General features: G+C 70.2%; 4 protein-coding genes. 1 reads left to right on the forward strand and 3 read right to left on the reverse strand.

Features of this window, described 5'->3' with window-relative positions; genetic code table 11:
• Positions 1-12: 12 nt before the first annotated feature.
• Entirely contained in the window at positions 13-207 is a 195-nt protein-coding gene (locus FMP39_RS36955; RefSeq protein WP_011551211.1) for a CPXCG motif-containing cysteine-rich protein, read from the reverse strand.
• 60 nt (positions 208-267) lie between these two features.
• On the opposite strand from FMP39_RS36955, the gene FMP39_RS36960 reads away from it, so the two are divergent.
• The gene (locus FMP39_RS36960) at positions 268-1116 is read left to right on the forward strand and encodes a general secretion pathway protein GspE (RefSeq protein ID WP_141594647.1); all 849 of its coding nucleotides are present in this window, start codon (positions 268-270) and stop codon (positions 1114-1116) included.
• Between the two features lie 9 nt (positions 1117-1125).
• On the opposite strand, the gene serB is transcribed toward FMP39_RS36960, so the two are convergent.
• Positions 1126-2325: a phosphoserine phosphatase SerB gene (gene serB, locus FMP39_RS36965; RefSeq protein ID WP_141594649.1), complete on the reverse strand. Its 1200-nt coding sequence runs from the start codon at positions 2323-2325 to the stop codon at positions 1126-1128.
• A 73-nt stretch (positions 2326-2398) separates the two neighbouring features.
• Positions 2399-3330, reverse strand: a 932-nt coding sequence (locus FMP39_RS36970; protein ID WP_141594651.1) for a serine/threonine-protein kinase, incomplete at its 5' end; no start/stop codon positions are given.

Here is a 3330-nt window from a genome sequence, read left to right on the forward strand (position 1 = left end):
CCCCAGGCCGCCTCAGTCGTCGTCGCGGCCCAGGTGCACGGCGAAGCTCTCCTCGTCGCGGGACACCTGCACCGTCCAGGGACGGCAGCACACCGGGCAGTCCTCGATGTACGTCTCCGAGGCCACACCAATGGGGTCCACGGCGACCTCCACTTCCTCACCGCAGTAGGGGCAGAGCTGGGCGGCGGATTCCGCGAAGGGCTGCATGGCAGGGTCTCCTCATCACGGACTCAGCGTCCGCGCATCTAGACGGTAGAATGCCGAGCCATGGCCTCTCCTTCCCGGAATCGCATTGGCGACATCCTCGTCAAGGCACGCGTCATCGACGACTTGCAACTGCGCAGCGCACTGGCCACCCATGACCAGTGGGGCGGACGTCTGTCACGCATCATCGCGGACCTGGGTCTGGCCACCGACGACGTCATCACCGAGGCCATCTGCCAGGGCCTGGGAATGCAGCGCATCCAGTTGGGCAACGTCACGCGCGACGCGGGCGCGCTCTCACGCGTGGACGTGAGCCTCGCCGAACAGAAGGCCGTCTTCCCGGTGTCGCTCAAGGACAACGGCAAGACGCTGGTGCTGGCCATGGCGGACCCCACGGACCTCGTCACCTTGGACCAGGTGGCGGCGAAGAGCCGCGCCCGCGTGGTCGTCATGGTGGCGGGCGAGCGTGAAATCGAACACGCCATCCTCCGCCACTACCGTGGCCAGGAGCCCGTCGTCAGCACGCGCTTCGGCGGCAACAAGCGCCCGAGCAGCTCGGACGCGCCGGAGGACGAGGACGAGTTCAAGGTCGTCGACATGAGCGGCAACACGGTGGTGAAGCGCATCGCCGACATCACCCCGCCCGCTCCCGCCGCAGCGCCTTCGTCCGCGCCCCGCGCGCCGGAGCGCGCCCCCGCCCCAGGCGCTGGCGCCAGCGCCGCGGACATCCTCGACGAGATTCTGGCGGGTGGCGCGCCCGCCAACGAGTGGACGGACGAGGACCTCAAGCGGCTGCAGACGGTGCAGCAGAACCAGGAGAAGAGCTCCAAGATTCTGCGCGCGCTGCTCGAGCTGCTGCTGGAGAAGAACCAGCTCCAGCAGCGCGAACTGGCGGCGCGGATGCGGCTGTAGGGCGCGCCCTCAGCCGGCGCCGGAGCCCGCTTCCAGCAGCTCGCGGCCGGTGAGCCCCAGCAGGTAGAGGATGCTGTCCAGGCCGCCCGCGGAGATGGACGTGTCGGCCGCGGCGCGCAGCTTGGGCTTCGCCCGGAAGGCGATGCCCAGCCCGGCGCGCTCCAGCATCAGCAAGTCGTTGGCGCCGTCTCCCACGGCGACCACCTGGTCCAGCAGGATGCCCTCCGCCTGTGCCAGCGATTCCAACAGCTCCGCCTTGCGCTGCGCGTTGACGATGCGGCCCACGGTGCGGCCGGTGAGCTTCCCGTCCTGAATCTCCAACTCGTTGGAGTACGCGAAGTCGATGCCCAGCCGCGCCTTCAGCGCCTCGGCCGCCACGGAGAAGCCGCCGCTGATGACGGCGGTGCGGTAGCCCAGCCGCTTGAGCACGCGCACCAGCGTCTCCGCGCCCTCCGTCAGCGGCAGGTTCGCCGCGAGTTGGTGGACCACGGACGCGTCCAGGCCCCGCAGCAACGCCACGCGCTGACGCAGCGATTCGTCGTAGTCCATCTCGCCGTGCATGGCGCGCTCGGTGATGCGCGACACCTGCTCGCCCACGCCATGCGCGCGCGCCAGCTCGTCGATGACCTCGATGCGGATGAGCGTGGAGTCCATGTCCATGACGACCATCCGCTTGCCGCGCCGGAACAGGCTCTCGCGCTGCAACGCCACGTCGAACCCGCCCGACTGCATGGACAGCTCCAGCAGCGCGTGCTTGAGCGCGTCGGGCGGCTGGCCCGGCGGCAGGCTGATGTGGATGTCCACCGAGCCCAGGTGCGGCTCGCTGAGGCGCGTGATTCGCTCCACGTTGGCGCCGTGCCCCGCGAGCACCTGCGTCAGCGCATGAAGCTCCCTCGCGCCCAGGGCGCGGCCCACGGCGGTGACGACGTGGCGCGCGGACGCGGCGGGCGTGGCAGCCGCCTCCACCGCCTGGAAGTCCAGCGTCACGCCCAGCGTCTTCGCGGCGGACAGCAGCGTCTCCAGGGTGCCGCTCGCCGGGGAAAGACGCACCAGCAGGCAGAGCGTGAGGCGCCCCTGCACCACCACCTGCTCCACGTCGAGCAGCTCGGCGCCCGCTTCCGCCAGCAAGCAGGTGAGGCGCGAGACGATTCCGGGATGGTCCTTCCCGGTGACGGTGATGAGCACGCTTTCGGACAGGGGCGGAGTCATGGCGCCACGGAGTGTGGCAGCCCCCAACGTGCGCGGCGAGCCCCGAGTGCGCCGGGGCCCGGCCGCTCGTCCGTCACTCCTTCGGCGTGTCCGAGGAGATGACGAGGTCGCCCTTGGCGAGGAACTCCTTGTCCGGGAACGCCGTGTAGAAGTCCTCCAACATGGCGTCCACGTCCGGGTAGCGCTGCTCGCGCTTGTCCTGGGTGGCCTTGTCGAAGAGCTGGTCGAGGCCGCTGGGGGCCTCCGGGTTGACCTCGGAAGGCAGCGGCGAGCGGCGGCCCGGAATCTGCCCGGTGAGCATCTCGTAGAGCAGGATGCCCAGCGCGTAGACGTCCGCGGAGGCACCCGGCTCCTTGCCGCCCCGGTTCATCAGCTCCGGCGCCATATAGGCCATGCCACCCGTGCCCACGAAGACCTGGGGCATGCCCTTGGTGGCGTCCACCTCCACCACGCGGCCCAGGCCGAAGTCGGCCAGCTTCGCGTTGCCGTACACGTCGAAGAGCACGTTCTCCGGCTTGATGTTGTGGTGCGTGAGGCCCGCGGCGTGCGCGGCCCGCAGCCCATAGGCCATCTGCAGGAAGGCGCGCAGCGCGAAGGGCACCGGCACGCCGTTGCCACCACCCGCGTCCAGCCGCTCACGCAGGCTGCCCTGCATCAGCTCCAGCACGAAGTACGGCCGGGCGGCGTCCACGTTCTGGTCCACCACCTGGACCACGCCCGGGTGGCGCACCTGCGCCTGGGCGCACAGCTCCTTCTTCAGGCGCTTGAGCACCTCGCCCCGCTGCAGGAAGGAGAAGTAGCCGAAGATGTCCTTCAGCTCCTTGAGGCAGATGTCCAGGCCCAGCGCGGTGACACGCCCCTTGAAGACGGTGCCCAGCGGCCCGGTGCCGATGGGGTCGAACTTCTGGTAGCGCAGGTCCAGCTCGGCGCCCTTCGGAGCGGGAGCGGCGGGCGCTGCTGCGGCGGCGGAGGTGGAAGCGGGGGGAGGAGACATGGGGGCGGCGG

The sequence above is a fragment of the Myxococcus sp. AB056 genome (genome assembly GCF_006547365.1).
Taxonomy (GTDB): Bacteria; Myxococcota; Myxococcia; order Myxococcales; family Myxococcaceae; genus Myxococcus; species Myxococcus virescens.

Bases quoted from the DNA above. Each gene is read 5' to 3' on its own strand.
- FMP39_RS36960 (WP_141594647.1), top strand. From the start codon at position 268: ATGGCCTCTCCTTCCCGGAATCGCATTGGCGACATCCTCGTCAAGGCA.
- FMP39_RS36955 (WP_011551211.1), bottom strand. From the start codon at position 207: ATGCAGCCCTTCGCGGAATCCGCCGCCCAGCTCTGCCCCTACTGCGGT.
- serB (WP_141594649.1), bottom strand. From the start codon at position 2,325: ATGACTCCGCCCCTGTCCGAAAGCGTGCTCATCACCGTCACCGGGAAG.